Source organism: Streptomyces sp. NPDC002958 (genome assembly GCF_055563255.1).
Genome location: NZ_JBVHDS010000043.1, coordinates 1 through 15,967, shown reverse-complemented (window position 1 = coordinate 15,967; position 15,967 = coordinate 1). Strand labels below are relative to the sequence as shown.

Sequence of the window (15,967 nt, the reverse complement as noted above, 5' to 3'; positions counted from 1 at the left end):
GGCCTTGTCCCGGCGGCTCTGCAGGAGGATGTCGAGCACGTTGCCGTCCTGGTCGACGGCCCGCCACAGGTACTTCTGCTCTCCGTTGATCTTCAGGAAGACCTCGTCCAGGTGCCACTTGTCCCCGGGCCGTGGCCGACGGCGGCGCAGTCCGTCCGCGTAGTCCTGGCCGAACTTGGCGGACCAGCGGCGGATGGTCTCGTAGGAGACGATGACGCCGCGCTCGAGCATCAGCTCCTCGACCTCGCGGAAGGACAGCGGGAAGCGGAAGTACAGCCATACCGCGTGCGCGATCACCTCCGCCGGGTACCGGTGGCCCTTGTACGACGGCGACGCGGACGACACGAACGAATCCCTCCCCGGCGCGACCAACCAGAAGATCATCCCACCCGGCCAGTCAACGTGACAGTGCCCCAGGTTGTGCGCCGAGGAGATCGAGGCGCACATCCGCACCGACGGCACCCCGGACAGTCCGGAGCCCACTCGCGCCAACACTGCCGACGGGACGTTCATCCGGTAGGTGACGAACACCGGGCAGAATTGGACCGCGAGTGCGCGATCCCGCACCGCGGCAGCAGTACGCCGGTGCGCAGCAGCCTCGAGGTACGCCGCCGGGCGGTGGACTCGCTCATCCCCGTACGCTGCGTCAGTTCCTGATAGCCGAGCCGTCCGTCGCGGCCGAGCGCCAGCATCAGCGGCATGTCCTCGGGTGCGGGGTTGGGGTCGGACTTCTGCACCGCCAGTTCGTCGCGTCCGTCGCGCATTACCTGCCGCTGGTCGCGGTCAAGCGCCCGCAGGTCCCAGCGGGAGCCCTCCGTGAGCAACTCGGTGACGATCTGGCTGCGGGTGGCCAGCACCCCGTCCAGGCGGCCGATCACCTCGGTGAGCAGCCGGGAGAGCGCTGCCAGGTCCGCAACCAGCACGGTGAGCAGCAGGTCCTGCCACCCCGAGGTGTGCTCCACGCTGGCCACCTGCGGTTGCTCCACCAGCCCGGCCACCACGACCTCCGAACGCCTGAAGCTGCATCGTACGTCGCTGTACTACCGGATTCAGCGTTTTGAGCACTTGGCAGGCGCCAGCCTCAAAGGCGGCAACGAACGTCTCTGCCTGTACCTCGGACTGAAACTCGCGCGGTTCACCGGCCGCTACCGGCCTGCCTGCTGAACCCCCAGTACGGCGACGGCCCGCTGCCCCGCGCTGCAGTCGGGCGGCGGAGAAGGGCGACGGCCCCGCCATCGGATCGGTGGCGGGGCCGCGACCTGTCCGTGCGGGGCGGGCCCGGGCCCGGCCCGCACGGAGTGTCGGATCAGGTGCAGGTGTAGCCGGGTTTGAGAGAGAAGTCGGCCGTGGTCGTCATGCCCTGCTTGACCTTGACCGATGCGGGCTGCGTTGCCCACTTGTCCTTGGACGCGATCACCGTGAGCGAGTTGTTGCCGACATCCAGCCAGAACACGTACTGACCGTTTCGGTCGGTCCTCAGCGTGTAGCTCGCCGTCTTCGAAAGGATCTGCACGGTCGCTCCGCTCAGCGGCGCCGGTGTGCCGGTGCAGCCGACTCCGGTGACCGTCCCGGTGATCTTTCCCCAGGTTTTCGGCGGATTCACCACGAATGTCACCGGCACCGGCGCGATCGCGTACGGGGTCTTCGCGCTGATCGTGAGCTGTGCGGTGAAGGTGCCCGGTTGGGTGATCTCGGCGACGTCCGCTTTGAAACTCACGGTGACGTCAACGCTCTCGCCCGGCTGGATTGTCACATCGGTCCTGTCCTCTGACAGCCAGGGGACATCGGTCGTGGCGCACTGGTCATAGCCGGGCAGCAGCTCGGAGCTCCTGACCGCGGTGAACCCTCTGGTGGAACCTCCGATCTTGTGGAAGCCGCAGGCGGAGCCGCCGCGGTAGACGGTGTTGTTGGAGTTGGGCAGCGCGGTCCAGGTATCGGAACGCGGGTCGTAGGCGAAGCCCTGGTTGGTGAGCGTGCTGGTGCCGTTGGTCACGCCGCCGGACACCAGGAGCTTGCCGTCTGCCGCCGAATAGCCCATCGCCCACAGGTCGATCGGCAGGTCGGCAACGGAGCTCCAGCTGTCCGATGCCGGGTCGTAGCCATAGGCGTGCTTGGTGCTGGTGCCTGCGTCTTGCCACCCGCCCGCGCAGTTCAGCGTGTTCGCGATGGCGCCGCAGCCGAGCCAGGAGATCGGCTCCGGATACGCCGGCCCCGAACTCCAGGAGTTGGAGGCCGGGTCGTACACCTGCACATCCGTCGTGCCGCAGGCGGTCGTGCAGCCGCCGACGATGTAGATCTTGCCGCCCAGCACGGCCACGGCGGCACCGGCGTGTGGTTTCGGGTTGTCGGCGCCGGTGGACCAGGCGCCGGTCGCTGGGTCGTAAATCTCGGTCTTGGCCACCGTATTCCCGTCTGCCTCCCAACCGCCGAAGACGTAGAGCTTTCCGCCGTAGGCGGCCGCCTGCGGAGCCTCACGTCCGGTGCTCAGGTTGGGCAGGGCACTCCACGCCTGCGTACCTGGGTCGTAGACGTAGGCCTTGTTGAGGAAGTTCGTGCCGTCGGTTCCGGCGACCGAGTAGACCTTGCCGCCAACGGTGGCCACAGCGTTGTCCATGATCGGAATCGGGTAGTCGGCCAGCGTCGTCCACGGCGCCGCGTACGGCGTCGTCGACGGCTTGGCTGCCGCCCGCGCGGTCGTGCCGGGCTGCAGCCGCAGGGGACTGTAGTCTCCCTTCACCTCCTGCAGCGGAGCACCCTTCTGCTCCGCGGCGGGCTGGTAGCCGCCCGGCAGCTCACGGATGTCGGCGGTCACCGGGGCGGTTCCGGTGTTCTTCAGGGTCAGGGTGGAGCTGCCCTGGCCCTTCCAGCCGACGGTGGTGCTGAGTTCGGCCGGGCTGACCGTGAGCCGGGGGGCGGGCAGGGCGAACGTGCCGTCCGATGCCTGGTGCGGGGCGACATTGACGGTGATGGCCTGTGCGCTGTAGGAGTTCCCCGCCGTGGCGGAGAAGGTGTGCTCCCCGGTGAGTGAGGAGAACATCCAGTAGAAGCCGTCGCCCAGGTTCGGGTCGTTCGGCGTCGGCGCCGAGGTCGTCTTCTCGGCGGGCTTGTCGGCCGAGGTCACCGTGGCGCCGTTGATGGCGGCCCCGGTGTTCTTGTCGGTCACCTGGCCGAGGACCAGGCCACCCGGCACTGGGACACACGTGCGGCCGCCGAGGAAGACGTCGTCGACCTGCCACCAGAAGCCCCAACGGCTGGTGAAGTGGAACCTGACCTGGACGTTGGCCTTGCCGGCGGCCTGGGACAGGTCCACGGTCTCGGTCCGCGGCCCCAGGACGCTGTTGCTGGTGTGGTGCCAGACAGTGGTCCATGTCTGGCCGCCGTCGACGCTGAGATCGACGTCCCCACTCTCCGAGTAGGAACCCATGTAATCGGTGCGGAAGGACAGGATCGGCTGGGTGTGCTGGCTGAAGTCCATCACTGGGCTGATCAGCGAGCTGTCCTGATTGTTGTTGCCGTAGCGATCGCTGTCGATGACGGCGAAGCCGCCGGACCCCCCGGTCCTGTTGCCGCGCTTGCCGGGGTCGTTGAACACCCAGGTCTGGCCGTTGCCGATCATGTCATCGACGGTCCAGCCTGTCGGCGCGGTGGTGCCGTCGAACGGCTCGGTGGTGCCTTCGTCGTGGAGGGTGTAGCCGGCCGCGGTGCAAGCCTTCGGGTCGACCAGTGCGTCGACGTCGTGCGTCACATCCGCCGACCCGACCTGGACGTCGTGAGTGTCCTGCCGGTAGCCCGGGTCCAGCGGGTCGACCTGCAGGGTGTAGGTGGATCCGGCGGGCATGCTCAGGGTGTACTTCCCTGTCTTGGGGTCGGTGTAGGCGACCGCCGTCGGCTCGTCCTTGACCCGCACGGTCGCATACAGCGGCCAGCCGTGACCGGAACCGTCACGGACCGTGCCCGTGACATTCACACGCGGCTTCCCGGTCAGCGCGAAGTTCTCGGTCACCGTCTGCCCGTCGGCGATCGCGACACCTGAAACGCTTTTGGTCGCGTACCCGAACTTGCTCGCGCTGACGTCATACGTTCCCGTCGGCGTGGTCAGGGTGTAGCGCCCCTGCCCGTCCGTCATCGCCGTGACGTCACCCACGGTGATCTTGACCGCCGCCAGCGGAGCCGTGCCGTCCGTGACGGTACCCGTGACGGTGCCGTGAGGACCGGAACGCAAGCCCGCTACGTTCAACAGCAGGTTGGGGGAACCGGTGCCCGGGGCGGTCACCACTCCGGTGGTGGCTGTGGAGGTCAGCGCCTTTGCGACCTGCGACGGGGTGGCGGTGGGGTTGTCCGCCATGTAGAGCGCTGCTGCTCCGGCCACGTGCGGGGATGCCATCGAGGTGCCGTTGATGGTGTTGTTGGTGGTGTCGCCGGTGTGCCACGCCGACGTGATGGATGACCCGGGCGCGAAGATGTCCAGCGTGCTTCCGTAGTTGGAGAAGCTGGAGCGGGCGTCGCCGCTGGTGGTGGAGCCGACGGTGAGGGCCTCGGTCACGCGGGCCGGGGACGAAGTGGCGGCATCGACGTTGTCGTTGCCCGCCGCCACGGCGTAGGTGACCCCGGAGGCTATGGAGTTGCGGACGGCGGTGTCCAGCGCCGTGTTGATGCTGCCGCCGAGGCTCATGTTGGCCACCGCGGGCTTGACGGCGTGGGCGGTCACCCAGTCCACGCCCGCGATGACGCCGGAGGTGGAACCGGAGCCGGTGTTGTCGAGCACGCGTACGGCGACGATCTCGGCCGCCTTGGCCACACCGTACGACGAGCCCGCGACGGTGCCGGCGACGTGCGTGCCGTGGCCGTTGCCGTCCTCGGCGCTGTTGTCGCCGTCCACGGCGTCGTACCCGTAGCTGGCGCGGCCGCCGAAGTCCTCGTGGCTGATGCGCACACCGGAGTCGATGACGTAGGCCGTGACTCCGCCGCCAGCCGAACCCGCGTAGGTGTAGCTGCTGTCGAGCGGCAGGGCCGGCTGGTCGATCCGGTCCAGCCCCCAGGAGGGCGGTTTGGGCTGAGTGCCGGTCGGGTCGGTGCCGGTCGCCTTGACGACCTGGTCCTGCACAACGGACTCCACGGCCGGGTCGGCGGCGAACCGCTTCGCCTGCTTCTCCGTCAGCTCGACGGCGTAGCCGTTGAGCGCCGTGTGGTAGGTCCTCTTGACCTTGGCACCGTACTTGGCGGCCAGCGCCTTGCCCTTGCCCGATTCGGCGTCGGCTCCCTTGCCGAGGATCACGATGTACCGATCCTTGATGGCACCGGGAGCGCCCGCGTTCGCGATCGTGCTTTCGGCCTGACTCGCCGCCGTCGCGGGCAGCGCCGAACCGACGCCAAGCGTCAGGGCCGCAACGATGACCGCAGCCGCGCCCCTGAGGGTGCGCCGGGTACGTGCAATCACTGGCATCAAAGCTCCTCTGCGGCGACGGCAAGCGCCACGATCAACGTCCAAACACGTCCGACCGTCGCGGTTGACGCGAACGGACGCGATCTGAGACGGGCTGGTTGAGCGGAGGGACGATGAGACATGTACAGCTCTCCTACGTACGGGGTGCATGCAACCCCACATCGTGAATTCCTGATCAGGCAGATCTCGGCTCAGTCGCACTTCTTCAACCGCGACTCGTTTCCGCGGCCCAGCGTGCTGCAGTACGGACTGAAGTTCGTGATCGCAAGGAGCTCGAAACCCTGCTCGGCCTCTTTCGGCCGGATGACGTCGACCGCGATCATGTCGGGCTTTTCGTCGCCGCCATAGTCCCCGGCAGATTCCAGCACGTGCTCACGAATCCTGGCCCTCGCCACTCCTGATGCGATGACGAAACGCGAGAATATGTTCATTACCGTGCTTCCAGAAGCTGGATCAACCGGACGGGGTCGGCACTTTCCAGCCCCGAGGTGGTGCTCGTGGACACGAGGGGTTCGACCGGACACGGTGCATGAGACTTTGTTCGCCCCTTCTGCCGGATGACAGGTTGCGCGGACCTTATGGCCGGCGGCACAGCTCCGTCATCGGTCGAAAGTCGGGACATTCCCATCGACGGCCCGACGAATGTCGAAGGGTGCAGATGAAGCTCCCCCTTTGACCTGGACAGCCTGATACTGGGACGGAAGGTCCCGGAGGAAGTAGTCACAGGTAGTGAGCAAGAAGAGCAATACGAGCAAGCGGTACACGGCGGAGTTCAAGCGGGATGCCGTCGCGCTGGCGCTGTCGTCGGAAAAGACGGTCACCGAGGTCGCCCGGGACCTGGGGGTGAGCCCGGAGGGTCTGCGTGGCTGGGTGCAGCAGGCCGCGGTCGACCGGGGCGAGGGGCCTGTGGGGGCTCTGACCAGCGCAGAGCGGGAAGAGCTCGCCCAACTGCGGCGCAAGGTCCGCGAGCTGGAGAAGACGGTCGACATCCTGGGAAAAGCGACCGCCTTCTTCGCGCAGGACAAGATGAGGGAGACACCGCCACGCGGTGCCGCTTCATCGACGCGCAGAAGGCATCGGACGACAATCTCGCAGGGCACAGCGTTGCGCTGCTGTGCCGTGCACTGGGAGTGCCGCGCTCTACCTACTACGCGCACCAAGCGGCCGCGTTGGCGCGCCGGGCCGTGCGGCGCGAGGAGGAACGCCTGGTGGACGAGATCCGAGTGCTCCACGCCGGATCGCGCGGTGCCTACGGGGCCCCGCGGATCCACGCCGCTCTGCGGCGGGCGGGGCGGGCGGTGAACTCGAAGAGGGTCGAGCGGCTGATGCGCAAGCACCGGATCATCGGGATCACCCGCCGCCGGCGTCGGGGCCTGACCCGGCAGGCGAAGCGGGCGGTGTTCGCCGCCGACCTGATCGGCCGGGACTTCACCGCACCCCGCCCCGGGATGCGGCTGGTCGGTGACATGACCGAACTCGTCACCCTGGAAGGGAAGTTCTATCTGGCGACCTGCATCGATCTCGCGACGCGGGAGGTGATCGGCTGGGCGATGGCCGACCACCACCGTGCCGAGCTGCCGGTTGCCGCCCTGCGGATGGCGGCCGGACGCGGCGGCCTGGAGAAGGGTTGCATCATGCATACCGACCGTGGCAACGAATACACGAGTGACGAATTCCGCACCGAGATAAGCAAGTTGCACCTGAGGCAATCGATGGGACGTGTCGGCTCTTGTTACGATAACGCTGCTGCGGAAAGCTGGTTCGCCGTCCTCAAAGCGGAGATCGGAACCACCGTCTGGGAAACCCGCGAGGCCGCCCGGGCCGATGTCTTCCGCTACATCGAGATCGAGTACAACCGCAGCCGACTCCGCAGGCATCCCGAGTACGGGTACGTCACCCCGCTCGAAACGAGAACCTTGCTCAGGCAGGACCTCGCCCCCGCAGCGTAAACACCCGCTGTCCAGGACCCGGGGGGAACTTCACCCTGCGTACGCAACCACAGAAAGTGGCCCAGAGCCAAAACTCGTGAATATCGCCCGACCGTGGTTCGGGGTGCCTCCCCGAGGGCTGACTGACCGTAATGTCGCCCCCTATGACCACACCAGTGAGAGGCTGACGTGAGCCAGTACTACGACTTGGGCGACCAAACCCTGTGGAACCCGTCCAACGGGGCGTCCCGGCTGTTCATGAGCCAGGTCACCGTCTATCAAGCCGAAGTGGGTCGGGTGCAGATCCAATGAGGGTGTTGTCGATCAGGCGGTGAGTGTGAGCCGGTCGCGGTAGCGCGCCTGGTGGTTGCGGGTGAACTCCTGCTGTTCGTGCCAGGCCCAGTAGGCATCGAAGTCACCGTTGGCGCGGACGGCACGCAGCTTGAGCACGGCTTCAGCGCCGGAGAGGCCCCAGCGGGCGCCGGTGAGGTCCAGGCGGTCTTTGACCAGGTGTCGGCATGCTCCCTCGGTGATCCCGGTGGTGATCGGCCAGCCGCGTTCCAGGGCGGTGTCGTAGCGGAGGTGCTCGGCCTTGACGGTCAGGTAGTTCACGGCCTCGTCGATGCCCTTGCGCTTGGCGCCGCGCAGTCTGGCGGTGCGGGCGGCCGTCTGGAGCGCGGTGGCTGTCTGCTGTACGCCGCCGCCCAGCAGGATGCGGGCGTGGCGGGCGACCCAGGTCTCGGCGGAGGCGTCGCCGGCCTCGTGCAGGCACCAGGCCGCTCGCCACAGATACTCGAGTACGTGGATCAGGTCGACGATGGTGTGGACGTCCACGCCGCGCTGCCGTGCTTCGGCCTTGATGAGGTCGATCTGATGGCGGGCCCCGTCGACCAGGACGACCCGGGGGCGGCTGTGGTGGGGGTCGCGGTGCTCCGCCTGGTCGAACACGGCGGCCACCACCTGTGCGGCGGTGTCGTTCACCGAGCCGCACAACCACTTCGACCGGGCCTTCGGCCCTTGGCGGCGCTCGGGCTCGGCGCCGTGGCCGGCGTCTTGCCGGTCGGGGTGGGCGATAACGTCGTCCACCGTGCGTGGCGCGGGCTCGGCGTCGTAGACGGCTCCTAGGGTGGCCATCCGTTTCCTGCCGTGTTTCTCCCCGGACGCCAGCCGGGTCTTCATCGCGTTGCCGCCCTTGGCCGCCGCGGCCTTCGCGGTGTCCTCGCGCAGTGCTTCGGGTCTTATCACCACGCCCTTGCCGTCGGCCGACAAGATCAGCGGTGTGGCGTCGGTGCAGGGGGGCCGGCACGAGGGCGTCGTAGAACGCGTCGATGTCCGCCGCGGCGCCGATGGCGAGTTCCTGGACCTGCCGGTGCCCGAATCCGGAGCCGGTGAGGGCGTTGATCCGCTCGCGAGCGTCGGCGAAGCTGCCGCGGGCGGACTCGATCGCGGCGAGCTTGGCCAGCCCGTGCGAGTGCATCCCGTCCGGCAGGTTCAGCACCGCATCGGCCGGGTGCAGGTCCGCCACGCCGGTGCCGCGGTAGGCGATCCGGGTCACGGTGACCTTGCCGAACACTGTGGCCAGGGTTGTTCGGTGCCGGCCCCGCTCGATCCGGGTGCGCTCGACGCCGGCGGCGTCCACGACCTGATCAACACGCACCTCGTCCATGGCCCGCAGCGTCAGGTGGTCCTGGAACAACTGCCGGGTGACCTCGCGCATCCGCGTCCCCAGCAGGTCCTCCAACTGCGAGTACGTCATCACCGTCGCCTTGGGGGCCGCCAACTCCGCGCACACCGCGGCAGCGGATCACACCCGCCAGCCAGCGCACAGCATTGAGGCTCGCCCCCGCAGTGAGATGCGCCAGCACCTCACGCACCATCAACCCGGTGCACAACGACGGGGTCGCCCACTGATCGTCGGACAAATCTGCAAGATCGGCTACCAGTGCCGCTCGCTCAGTACGGATCAGTGGCCAGACCCCGGTCCCCGGACTGCGATCTGCTGCCAGCTCCGAACCAGTCATACGGGCGAGTCTCCTGTCACGATTCATGCTCTGCATTGCACCTGGACCGGAACACGTGGTCGTCCGGCAGGGTGTTCGAAGAAGAGACTCTCCCACTAGAGCAAAGTCATCGCCCACAGCATGACCATCCCCCGAGGCACCCGAACCGGGACCTCGCAGGCATCAGAGTGGACATGCCGAGCCGGCAGCAGGTCCTGCCGCTATTTCTCGTGAACATCCACGAGCCCGGAGATCGCCAACTGCTGCCCAAACCAGCAGACAAATGCTGCTGCTGAAAGTGAACGAAGCCAGCAGGCCGAGCAGCACCGTCCGCGCCCGCACCAGATCCTCGTCGCTGGCCAGCCCAACCGGCACCAGCACGTCCGCGTTCAGCCCGAACATGCCCCAGTCGGCGAACGCCTCGGCCGGTGCGTCCGCCCCCACCTCCTGCGCCCCGAGCCCGATCGCGGCAACCAGGTGCACCGTCCCCTGGAACTCCCGCCCTTCGGGCAGGTCGTCATCAGCCAGAAGCGCCGCGCGCACCAGGGCCGGGACCGGCGCTTCGCGACGGCCGAACCGGTGCGTGGGTCCCGCTGGGTCCGGTGGATACTGGCGTCCGATGGCTTCCGACCGCGCGACGCGCCTTCGCCGACTCGCCCGTACGCTCACCGAACGGTTCGGCCTCGCACTCCACCGGCACGGTGCGGTCGAGGCCGAGTGGTCCGGCTCGGCACGCGCGTGGACGTTCGCGTGGACCGACGGGCCGACGGTCACGCAGGTGCGGGCGGCCTGCCGGGAGGCCGAGCCGGCGGCGAGCGAGGGCCTTCGGTACGCGCGAACGCTCTCGCAGGACGCCGTCGCACTCGGTGCCGTCCGCCTGACGGTCTCCTCCACCGGCACGAGCCGTCGTCCCCTCCTCCGTCCGGCCGACATCGAGGCGCTGCTGAGGGACGAGCCGTTCCCGATGCCGCGCACGGCCCGGGAACGCGCGCTCGTGTACGCCGTGGTCTACGAGATCCACGACGCGCACCACCGCAACCAGGCCGACGCCGAGGAGATCTGCGGGCTCATCAACCAGTACGGCCTGGCGATGTTCCTGCGCCGGTGCGGAGCCGAGCTGTCCCCCGTCGAGATCCTGACCGCCCGCTACGCGGCGACGCACGCCCACCCCATGTGGCGTTACCGACTGGCCCCGATGGACGCGGACGTGCTGGTCCGGGCCGTTCGGGAGGACCCGCGGGCGTCGGCGGAGCTCATCGCCGCCGCCCTCGCTCTCCTGCCCGGGCTGCCTGCCGAGTTCGCCGCGGCCGAGGCCGAACTCCGGACCCGTCTCGAGCACGCCGCGCCGTCGGCGTAGCCATGGGGAGAGAAGGGCTGTCCGTCCTTGTGCGGCGTCGGTCCCGGGCGGGGTTCGTCCCCCGCACTGTCACACCCCCCTCATACGCTTCCGCCATGAGCGTCTCTCTCTACTACAGCGCGCACCGCACGACACCACTGACCGAGGCCGAGTCGGCCTCCATCGCGCGCGTCGTCGCCGCACACATGGCGTCGTTTCCCTACAGCGACGAGGAAAGCCTGTACGTGTACGACCGGCGTGCGGCCGGGCCTCAGGAGATCGTCGCCGGGTCCACCAAGACGCCGCTCGATCCCGGTCGCCTGATGCCGGTGATCGCCCATGTGCTGGACTCCGTCACGGAGCTGCGCCGGGCCATGCCGGACGCCGAATGGCGCGTGCACATGGACGACCTCGACGTCCCGTGGGACGAGGCCGAGGGGTACGCCCTGCCCGGGATGCGCGACGCGGACCTGATCGCGGAGCTCGCGGCGATCAACGACGTGGACAGGGACGGGGCTGCGGGATGAGGGAGGAGAGCGCGGAGAAGTCCGCAGACGCCTTGCCGCCCACGCCGGAGCAGCGGCGGCTCATCGAGTTCGGCGAGGCGCTGTACCGCCGCATCGCTCCGGACGCCGACATCGGTCACGTGCTGCTGCCCGAGGACGGTGCGGTCGCTGTCGTGCACCGCGTGCGGGGCGGCGGGACGATCCTCGTGGCGGCCGACCGGTCGGTGCTCTTCTTCGGCTCGGCGCTCGACATCAGTGCCGCCCTGATCGACTTCCGGGCCGGCCGGCGCACGCCTGTGGAGAAGTTCCAGTAGCGGAAGACGCAGGGCAGGGACGGCCCGCCGAGGGCCCCGCTTCTGCTCAGGCCCGGTAGCAGATCGACGCGATGGTGTCACCGAGCTGCTCCGGCGTCACGGCGGGGTTCAGGGCGGCGACCAGCTCCGGCGTGAGAGGCCGCAGCTCGTACACATCGATGACCGCGTCCAGGTCCACCGGAGTGCGGTAGTACCTCTGGGCCCATGCCTGGTACGTCTCGGGCGTCCCGTCGACCAGGCGGCGAAAGAGCCAGTCGGACCCGTCCGGAACGGAACGGCCGCCGTCGAAGTCGACCTCTCCCGTCCGCCACTGCCCGTCAGTGTTCTCCCGCCACAGGCAGACGGTGATGTGCGCAATGCCCTCCAGATGGAAGGCAGGTTCCTCGACGCAGGACCGGAACACCTCCGGGACGGTGTCGACCACGCCGGGCCACGGCGTCCCGTCGCCCGCGTACGGGCTCATGGGGGAATCGTGGTCGAACCCGCGGATGTACGCTCCGGCCGCCGAGAAGACGACGGAGTACGCGTCTCCCCCGCCGTTGTCCATCGAGGCCAGTTCCTGCGTCGCGGACCAGTGGGCGTCGAACCGGTGGTGGCGCAGGTATGGTGCGCCGGGCTGGAGGATCGCGTCCAGCATCGCCATCGACCGGCACAGGTTTCGCAGGGTGGCGATATCCGGCAGTCGGCGAGCGACATCACGAGCGTTCATCGGGCCATCCCACCACACGGCGATGGAAGGGCGGCCCGGGCGCTGTCACGTTGTGGAGTGTGTGAGTGCCTGAACGTCGTCACGTTGTTGGGTGCGTGACTGTCTGATGGTGCGTCGGGGCGTGGTGGGCCCGCGGCCCGGGCCTGTGTTCAGGCCGTGGTGGACCGGCCGCCGATCCAGTCGAGGACGGTGGGCGGCACGTCGTCCGCGGCCGACGGGGCTTCCTTCATGGAGTCGAAGTGGAATCCATTGACGCCGGTCCTGTTCGAGTAGGGGTCGAGGCTGCTGAGGAGGACGTACTCCAGGATGTCGGCGGGGCCGGCGACGTGGAAGGCGGGGCCTCCGAGGGGTTCGGAGGAGACGACACAGGCCGCGACAGCGTCGCCGAACAGGGCCCTGTAGATCAGCATCTCGATGCCGATGCCGATGCCGATGCCGATGCCGATGTCGTTGTGGTTGTAGACGCTGGAGATGACCTCGGCAGCGACGACGAGAAGAGACCTTGCTGTCCGAGGCGATCGTGGCGCCGGATGCGGCGGCCGACTGCAAGCTGTCCGGGGGCTTGTGGGTGTCGTACTACGACGGCCAGGAGGTCAACAACCCTGCCAAGCTCGGCATCAACCCCATGGTCCTCCTCGCGGAGGACTGGGATTTCCGAGCGGCGGATTGGACGGCCGCGCGTCGTGAGGCGTACGCGAACGACCAGGACGTCTCCACCTCATTGATTGCGATCACCGCGCACACCAACAGGGCGAAGGCGGATAAGGCCCCGGCGGAGTGGATGCCGCCGTTGCCCGAGGTGTACTGCCGGTATGTCGGGGAGTTGGTCGCCACGAAGCTCCGCTGAGGCCTCGCCGCGGACCGGGCGGAGGCGGACGCGCTGAAGGTGTGTGCGGAGGCGTGCGAGACCACCGTCGTCCACTACACCCCTGCCGCGTAGCACCCGTCGGTGTGCAGGGCCCAGCTCGGAGCCCTGCACACCAATGGGGCGGGGCCTATTCCTCCCTGGCCGGCGCGGGGTCCGGAAGGTCCAGCAGGCGAGCCAGGATGACACGGCAGGTGTGCTCGACTTCAAGGTCGAAAGCGACGGCGCCTCCCCACCGTTGGTCGCCACGATGAGGTTGCTCAAGTGCTGCCTGGATCTGGGGCAGGGCGGGGCGTGCTGCTGGGCCCATGCGGTTGAGGCAGGCGACGACGTCGCGTGCGGTGGAGTCGTTGTCCTTCCAGGCGGCCAGCAGCGCCGGCACGACGATGCCGGCCTCGTCGGCGCCGCCTATGTCCCACAGGGCTGACGCGACGTGGACGAGGGTCCACGAGTCGTTCAGCACGGCCGCATCGTTCTGCTCGTTGCGCGCGTTCTGCTCGACCTGCTGATTCCGGATCTGTCGCAGGCGCGGTAGTACAGCTGCGGCGGGAGGGCCGATCCGGCCGGCGAGGTCGATCGCGTGGAAGTTCCGGTGGTCGTCGAGGAGGCGTTCCAGCAGCGGCACGACGTTCTCGGGGCGGCGTTCGAGTTCCCAGACGGCGCCCGCCGCGGCGGTGCGGAGGGAGACATCGTCCGCGTCGGTGAGGGGGCGGACAACGCCCAGGGCGGATGCGGCGCGGGTACCGAACGACGCGAGCGCCTTCAGGACAGGCTCCGCGGTGCGCCCTTGCTTGTGCCGGACGGCGGCCTGGACGGCCTCGGTGAGTGCGGACACGGCCGCCGGATCACCGAGCTTCGCGAGGGCGGAGGCGAGGGTCGTAGGGCTGACATCGGGCCACTCCCGGGAGTGGTCGATGTCGGCGAGGCGGCGGACGAGCCGGGGCGTGAGTTCCGCGGCGGACTGGGGCAGGTGGCCAACCGCGCCCAGGGCGCGCCAGGCGTCGGTGTCGGTGTCCAGCGCGGTCAGCAGACTGGGCAGGGCCCGTTCGTCTCCGAGGCCGGCCAACGCCACGACGGCCTGCTGGTGGGCACGGCGCAAGGCACGGTGCGGACTGGCCCACGCAGCAGGCTGGTGGGCGGTGACGTAGGCGGCGAGGGCCTCCCGGGCCGGTTCGGCGAGGGCGGCCAAGTACCCGAGCGCCTCGGCCGCGGCCGCAGCAGTGTAGGAGTCGCCCGGCAGCAGGCAGTCGCCGATGAGCCGCACCAGACCGGTGTGATCACCCCGCAAGGACGTGATCAGACTGCGTGCCATGTCGATGGCGTCGTACCGGGTGCCCGGGTCCGGGCTGCGCAGCTGCTCGGCGAGCAGAGCCAAGGTGTCCCCTCCCAGGTCGCAGGGGTCATGCACCCCGCGATCAGGGGAGGAGTGTGCCACGGCGCGCCGACGAGCGGCCCCCTGCGTGCTCCTCTGAGCGTCTGTCAGCCGCTCCGGGTCTCTCGGCACGGGGCGAGTGGCGTTCGCGACTTAGAGAGGCGTACAGGGGTTTTGGGGCGTCAGTTGTCGGCTGTGCGGGTCGTGGTGAGGTCTGTTGCCCGCCGGTGTCCGGCCCGCCGGGGCTGTCGGTGTGGGCTGTGAGCCTCACAGGGCGTTTCCCCTGGACCACGGGCCCGCCTGTGAGCTGTGAGGCCCGGTTCCCCGCTTCTGCGGGGCGGGGAGGGGGGTACGGCTTGCCGACCTGCCGTTGCTGGTCACAGCGTTTACGGGCCTGCCGGTGGCCTGCCGGTGCCTGCCGCTCCGGCAGGTCGCTGGCAGGTCGCTGGCGGGTGGTCGGCAGGTTCTTCAGGTGGACGTGTCTGGCCTCCGGTCTTCACGGCCAGGCGCCACCCGTGACCGCCACGTGACCGCCACCCGGGCGGTGGTGACCGCCACCCGGCAGGCCCGGGTGGCGGTGCCGTGGCGGTGGTCGGGCGGTGTCGGGTGGCGGTGGCCGGCTCCATCGTGTTCGCGCGCACGCGGTGTCCGGCCGCGCGGCCGTGGGCGTGGCCACCTGACGTGTTAATCGGCGGAAGAGAGAGCGGGAGCGGATCGCGGAAATCCGGGCCGTTGCGGAACATCCCCGGGCGGGCGCCGGGCGCCGGGCGGCGTGTCTGCGGCCCAGCCCGAGGCTACGTCCACGCCTCTCTGGGCCGTCGCAGGCCCATAACCCAGTGCGTGCGCAATCGGTTATGGTGCGCAATGACGCTTATAACTTGACCCGTGGGTAAAGCTTTTTGCGTCACGGTGTGCGGAGCCAGCGCAGTCGATCCCGCGCACAAAGGCCTAACTCCAGGGTTGCCGCCCCGGAGCCAGGCCTCGTGCAGTTGCCGAAGCCGAGCCCGGTCGACCATCTCGCGACCGGGCTCGCTGCACTCGCAGCGTCCGGCCTGGTCTTCCACCGGTCCTCCTCGGGGTGAGCACTCGGCGTTCGCCGAGGAACTACCTCACCAGGGCGGTGATCGTCACCAGCAGACTCGCCGCCGCCAGGAAGACCTGCCACCGATCTGGCTCGGGCCACTTGCTCCTGTCGCGCTTGTCGCATGGATCGTTCATCAGCGCCACCCCCCCTTCTCCTCCCGGACTGGCACCCAAGGGTGTTGGTGCCGGAGGTCTGCGAACTGGCGGCCTAAACTCAATGCCGGTGACTTTGCTGACGCTGGCTCGTTGAGTTGGTGTGCCAAGGCCAGGACAGTTGAAGGCAGTTGAGAGTGATCGGTTTTCGGATCGCATCGCGCTGGGAGTGCTCACGCGTGCGTTTCCGCCGGAGCTGGTGGATGAGGTGGTGGCGGAGTGCGGGCGGGCCGAGCAACGTCAACGGCTGCTTCCCGC

15 protein-coding genes and 5 pseudogenes are annotated in these 15,967 nt (G+C 68.8%); 9 read left to right on the top strand and 11 right to left on the bottom strand.

Annotated features, from left to right (window positions below; genetic code table 11):
• The 3 genes and pseudogenes from ACZ3IC_RS33040 to ACZ3IC_RS33030 all read right to left on the bottom strand — a co-directional run.
• Positions 1 to 384 (bottom strand): IS6 family transposase (locus ACZ3IC_RS33040; protein ID WP_467422263.1); only part of this gene is annotated, 384 nt, incomplete at its 3' end.
• A gap of 125 nt (positions 385 to 509) precedes the next feature.
• Positions 510 to 692 carry a winged helix-turn-helix transcriptional regulator gene (locus ACZ3IC_RS33035; protein ID WP_467422261.1) on the bottom strand — a complete coding sequence of 61 codons (183 nt, stop codon included), beginning with the start codon at positions 690 to 692 and terminating at the stop codon, positions 510 to 512.
• A 147-nt stretch (positions 693 to 839) separates the two neighbouring features.
• Positions 840 to 1,016 (bottom strand): annotated as a pseudogene (locus ACZ3IC_RS33030) (Lrp/AsnC ligand binding domain-containing protein); the annotation flags it as partial.
• On the opposite strand from ACZ3IC_RS33030, the gene ACZ3IC_RS33025 reads away from it, so the two are divergent.
• A complete protein-coding gene (locus tag ACZ3IC_RS33025) occupies positions 952 to 1,164 on the top strand; it encodes a helix-turn-helix domain-containing protein (protein ID WP_467422254.1) in 213 nt (70 codons plus the stop codon). The pseudogene ACZ3IC_RS33030 and the gene ACZ3IC_RS33025 sit on opposite strands and share 65 nt — an antisense overlap.
• A gap of 142 nt (positions 1,165 to 1,306) precedes the next feature.
• On the opposite strand, the gene ACZ3IC_RS33020 is transcribed toward ACZ3IC_RS33025, so the two are convergent.
• Together ACZ3IC_RS33020 and ACZ3IC_RS33015 are read right to left on the bottom strand one after the other, a co-directional pair.
• Positions 1,307 to 5,443 carry a S8 family serine peptidase gene (locus tag ACZ3IC_RS33020; protein WP_467422251.1) on the bottom strand — a complete coding sequence of 1,379 codons (4,137 nt, stop codon included), beginning with the start codon at positions 5,441 to 5,443 and terminating at the stop codon, positions 1,307 to 1,309.
• 191 nt (positions 5,444 to 5,634) lie between these two features.
• Positions 5,635 to 5,874: a hypothetical protein gene (locus tag ACZ3IC_RS33015; protein WP_467422250.1), complete on the bottom strand. Its 240-nt coding sequence runs from the start codon at positions 5,872 to 5,874 to the stop codon at positions 5,635 to 5,637.
• Between the two features lie 298 nt (positions 5,875 to 6,172).
• On the opposite strand from ACZ3IC_RS33015, the pseudogene ACZ3IC_RS33010 reads away from it, so the two are divergent.
• The 3 genes and pseudogenes from ACZ3IC_RS33010 to ACZ3IC_RS33000 all read left to right on the top strand — a co-directional run.
• Positions 6,173 to 6,406 (top strand): annotated as a pseudogene (locus tag ACZ3IC_RS33010) (transposase); the annotation flags it as partial.
• Entirely contained in the window at positions 6,310 to 7,392 is a 1,083-nt protein-coding gene (locus tag ACZ3IC_RS33005; protein WP_467422258.1) for an IS3 family transposase, read from the top strand. The pseudogene ACZ3IC_RS33010 and the gene ACZ3IC_RS33005, both read left to right, overlap by 97 nt.
• A gap of 168 nt (positions 7,393 to 7,560) precedes the next feature.
• Positions 7,561 to 7,665: pseudogene (locus ACZ3IC_RS33000) on the top strand (DUF6086 family protein); the annotation flags it as partial.
• 30 nt (positions 7,666 to 7,695) lie between these two features.
• Here ACZ3IC_RS33000 and ACZ3IC_RS32995 read toward each other — a convergent pair.
• The 3 genes and pseudogenes from ACZ3IC_RS32995 to ACZ3IC_RS32985 all read right to left on the bottom strand — a co-directional run bounded on the left by ACZ3IC_RS32995 (position 7,696) and on the right by ACZ3IC_RS32985 (position 9,914).
• Positions 7,696 to 9,163: pseudogene (locus tag ACZ3IC_RS32995) on the bottom strand (ISKra4 family transposase).
• Position 9,164: 1 nt separating this feature from the next.
• A pseudogene (locus tag ACZ3IC_RS32990) lies at positions 9,165 to 9,392 on the bottom strand (maleylpyruvate isomerase N-terminal domain-containing protein); the annotation flags it as partial.
• A 162-nt stretch (positions 9,393 to 9,554) separates the two neighbouring features.
• A complete protein-coding gene (locus tag ACZ3IC_RS32985; protein WP_467422248.1) occupies positions 9,555 to 9,914 on the bottom strand; it encodes a hypothetical protein in 360 nt (119 codons plus the stop codon).
• A gap of 76 nt (positions 9,915 to 9,990) precedes the next feature.
• Between ACZ3IC_RS32985 and ACZ3IC_RS32980 the strand changes: the two genes are divergently transcribed.
• The 3 genes from ACZ3IC_RS32980 to ACZ3IC_RS32970 all read left to right on the top strand — a co-directional run bounded on the left by ACZ3IC_RS32980 (position 9,991) and on the right by ACZ3IC_RS32970 (position 11,527).
• Positions 9,991 to 10,728 carry a hypothetical protein gene (locus tag ACZ3IC_RS32980; protein WP_467422246.1) on the top strand — a complete coding sequence of 246 codons (738 nt, stop codon included), beginning with the start codon at positions 9,991 to 9,993 and terminating at the stop codon, positions 10,726 to 10,728.
• Between the two features lie 95 nt (positions 10,729 to 10,823).
• A complete protein-coding gene (locus tag ACZ3IC_RS32975; protein WP_467422244.1) occupies positions 10,824 to 11,234 on the top strand; it encodes a hypothetical protein in 411 nt (136 codons plus the stop codon).
• Complete coding sequence (locus ACZ3IC_RS32970; protein WP_467422242.1) at positions 11,231 to 11,527, top strand: hypothetical protein; 297 nt, start codon at positions 11,231 to 11,233, stop codon at positions 11,525 to 11,527. Before ACZ3IC_RS32975 ends, ACZ3IC_RS32970 begins: the two co-directional genes overlap by 4 nt.
• Positions 11,528 to 11,573: 46 nt before the next feature.
• Here ACZ3IC_RS32970 and ACZ3IC_RS32965 read toward each other — a convergent pair whose 3' ends face one another.
• Together ACZ3IC_RS32965 and ACZ3IC_RS32960 are read right to left on the bottom strand one after the other, a co-directional pair.
• Positions 11,574 to 12,236, bottom strand: coding sequence for a hypothetical protein (locus tag ACZ3IC_RS32965; protein ID WP_467422241.1), 663 nt, complete (start codon positions 12,234 to 12,236; stop codon positions 11,574 to 11,576).
• 149 nt (positions 12,237 to 12,385) lie between these two features.
• Positions 12,386 to 12,646 carry a hypothetical protein gene (locus ACZ3IC_RS32960; RefSeq protein ID WP_467422238.1) on the bottom strand — a complete coding sequence of 87 codons (261 nt, stop codon included), beginning with the start codon at positions 12,644 to 12,646 and terminating at the stop codon, positions 12,386 to 12,388.
• Between the two features lie 92 nt (positions 12,647 to 12,738).
• Between ACZ3IC_RS32960 and ACZ3IC_RS32955 the strand changes: the two genes are divergently transcribed.
• Positions 12,739 to 13,083: a hypothetical protein gene (locus ACZ3IC_RS32955; protein ID WP_467422237.1), complete on the top strand. Its 345-nt coding sequence runs from the start codon at positions 12,739 to 12,741 to the stop codon at positions 13,081 to 13,083.
• Between the two features lie 148 nt (positions 13,084 to 13,231).
• Here the strand turns inward: ACZ3IC_RS32955 and ACZ3IC_RS32950 are convergent, their stop codons facing one another.
• Positions 13,232 to 14,476: a hypothetical protein gene (locus ACZ3IC_RS32950; protein ID WP_467422235.1), complete on the bottom strand. Its 1,245-nt coding sequence runs from the start codon at positions 14,474 to 14,476 to the stop codon at positions 13,232 to 13,234.
• A gap of 1,336 nt (positions 14,477 to 15,812) precedes the next feature.
• Here ACZ3IC_RS32950 and ACZ3IC_RS32945 point away from each other — a divergent pair.
• Positions 15,813 to 15,967 (top strand): transposase domain-containing protein (locus ACZ3IC_RS32945; RefSeq protein WP_467422256.1); only part of this gene is annotated, 155 nt, incomplete at its 3' end.

Excerpts from the sequence above, each read along its gene's own strand:
- ACZ3IC_RS33035 (WP_467422261.1), bottom strand. The coding sequence starts at position 692 with ATGCTGGCGCTCGGCCGCGACGGACGGCTCGGCTATCAGGAACTGACG.
- ACZ3IC_RS33020 (WP_467422251.1), bottom strand. The coding sequence starts at position 5,443 with ATGCCAGTGATTGCACGTACCCGGCGCACCCTCAGGGGCGCGGCTGCG.
- ACZ3IC_RS33015 (WP_467422250.1), bottom strand. The coding sequence starts at position 5,874 with ATGAACATATTCTCGCGTTTCGTCATCGCATCAGGAGTGGCGAGGGCC.
- ACZ3IC_RS32980 (WP_467422246.1), top strand. The coding sequence starts at position 9,991 with ATGGCTTCCGACCGCGCGACGCGCCTTCGCCGACTCGCCCGTACGCTC.
- ACZ3IC_RS32975 (WP_467422244.1), top strand. The coding sequence starts at position 10,824 with ATGAGCGTCTCTCTCTACTACAGCGCGCACCGCACGACACCACTGACC.
- ACZ3IC_RS32970 (WP_467422242.1), top strand. The coding sequence starts at position 11,231 with ATGAGGGAGGAGAGCGCGGAGAAGTCCGCAGACGCCTTGCCGCCCACG.
- ACZ3IC_RS32965 (WP_467422241.1), bottom strand. The coding sequence starts at position 12,236 with ATGAACGCTCGTGATGTCGCTCGCCGACTGCCGGATATCGCCACCCTG.
- ACZ3IC_RS32960 (WP_467422238.1), bottom strand. The coding sequence starts at position 12,646 with ATGCTGATCTACAGGGCCCTGTTCGGCGACGCTGTCGCGGCCTGTGTC.